Below are 2,001 nucleotides of genomic sequence, written 5' to 3'. Positions count from 1 at the left end.
CGCCATGAAGGGCGGCCCGGAGGAGCGGATAAAATGATGCCCCAAATTGCCCTGTTACTGCCAGCTTACCTCACCCTTCGGCTCATACGCACCGGCATCGAGCGGTGAGTTCTTCTGTACGTACTCTTTCAGCACTTCCGCATCAATAAACCCGGTATTCACATAGCCAGGCTTGTTATCAATTCGCGGATAGCCATCGCCGCCGGTGGCATTGAAGCTCAGCGTTGCCATGCGATAGGTTTTGGCTGGATCAACGGGTTCGCCTTTAATTTTCAAATCGTTAAGTTTGCCGTCTTTCGCCACGAAGCTGACGTTGGCAAACTGCGGATAGGCCCCGGAATCCGGCTTCATTTGTGCCACGGCGGTCAGATAGTCAATCACCTCTTTCCCACTCATGTCGGCGTACACCACGATGTTACCGAACGGCTGCACCTTCAGCACGCTCTTATAGGTGATATCACCGCCTTCGATGGAGTCACGGATACCGCCGCCGCTCATCACGCCAAAATCAGCGCTGGTTCGCGCCATTTGCGCAGCCAGCAGTAAATGCCCCATGTTGGTCTGTACGAAACGGACTTTGCTACGGTCGCCTTCGAGGCGCGCATTGACGCTACCAATTTTCACGTCGAGCTGCGCTTTACCTTTATTCTGGAACGGCGTCAGCAGTGAAAGCATTTGCTGATTTTCTGCAATTTCCGGGGTGTAGAGTACGCGCTCACTTTTACCGTTGTCCCAGGTCACTTTTTTCTTCAGGTTGATGGGGATGAGCTGGTAGTTAACCATTTTCATTTCGCCATTGCGAAACTCAAAGTCCGCCCGCCCCACGTATTTCCCCCACTCATGCGCCTGCACAATCCAGATCCCGTTTTGCTTGTCTGGCGCACACGGCGTACCCGGTACGTAATCAACCTGCTTCTTGTTTTCCGCGGCCATACATACCGGATCCTGCGAGTGACCACCCACAATCATTGCCAGCGATCCCGCCGGCAGGCTGCGCGCCATTTCTACGTCGCCAGGCGCGTTCGAGCCGTGATTGCCATTGTCATAATGTCCCATATGGGTGGTCGCAATAATGATGTCCGGCTTTTCCCCCATATTCAGTTCCTGGATAACCAGTTTGGCTTCATCAGCAGGTTTACGGAACTCTATATCGGTAAAGAACTCTGGGTTGCCAATTTTCGCCGTATCGTCAGTGGTTAAACCGAGTACGGCAATTTTTAAATCCTGACGCTTAAAGATGGCCCACGGCTTAAACAAACGCTCGCCGGTGCTTTTCTGATAGATATTGGCCGAGAGAAACGGGAATTTGGACCATTTTTCCTGCTGGCGCAATACGCTAAGCGGATTATCAAACTCGTGGTTTCCGACCGCCATCGCATCATAGCCAATCAGGTTCATTCCGCGAAAATCAGGTTCCGCATCCTGCAGATCGGACTCCGGTACGCCGGTATTAATGTCGCCACCGGAAAGCAGCAGTACACTGCCCCCTTCCTCAGCCACCTCTTTACGAATACCGTCCACCAGCGTTTTTTGTGCCGCCAGCCCGTATTCACCGTATTCGCTGCGCCAGAAGTGACCGTGATGATCGTTGGTATGCAGAATGGTAATTTTGTAGGTTTTATCTTTTTCGTACGCCTGTGCAGGTTGACCTGCCAGCGCAAATGCGGCTAATAACGCCAGCGCCACGCCCCGTTTTAAAAACTTCATATTTCACTCCCTGACTCAATATCAACCGCCATACCCGTTATCCTTCAAATTACATGTGCGTTGGCTGCGCTCACTTCCCCCTGTCGCTTATGCAGTAAGCTCCTGGGACTCTCGCGTTTGCCGCCTACCTGTAAGTCGAATTAGTTCGGGCATAAAATTACAGCTACTGAAAATAATAGCCGAAAATGTTTTCAGAAATGAGACTTCCTTCAAACACCTTCCGCAGGTATGTTAGTCAGGTAATAATAACAAATTAGATTACCCTCATAATCGCAACCCAAACAGAAGTGACTT

General features: G+C 51.1%; 1 protein-coding gene. It reads right to left on the bottom strand.

All coding sequences use genetic code 11. The annotated features are described in order from the left end of the window. Nucleotides 1-54: 54 nt before the first annotated feature. Nucleotides 55-1,707 (bottom strand): bifunctional UDP-sugar hydrolase/5'-nucleotidase UshA, encoded by a 1,653-nt coding sequence (gene ushA / locus FDW87_RS03855; RefSeq protein WP_137379467.1) that lies wholly within the window; start codon nucleotides 1,705-1,707, stop codon nucleotides 55-57. Nucleotides 1,708-2,001 lie beyond the last annotated feature (294 nt).

The sequence above is a fragment of the Citrobacter sp. wls826 genome, from assembly GCF_005281245.1.
GTDB classification, from domain to species: domain Bacteria; phylum Pseudomonadota; class Gammaproteobacteria; order Enterobacterales; family Enterobacteriaceae; genus Citrobacter; species Citrobacter braakii.
This window is presented reverse-complemented; position numbering and strand designations above follow the sequence as displayed.

Bases quoted from the DNA above. Each gene is read 5' to 3' on its own strand.
- ushA (WP_137379467.1), bottom strand. From the start codon at position 1,707: ATGAAGTTTTTAAAACGGGGCGTGGCGCTGGCGTTATTAGCCGCATTT.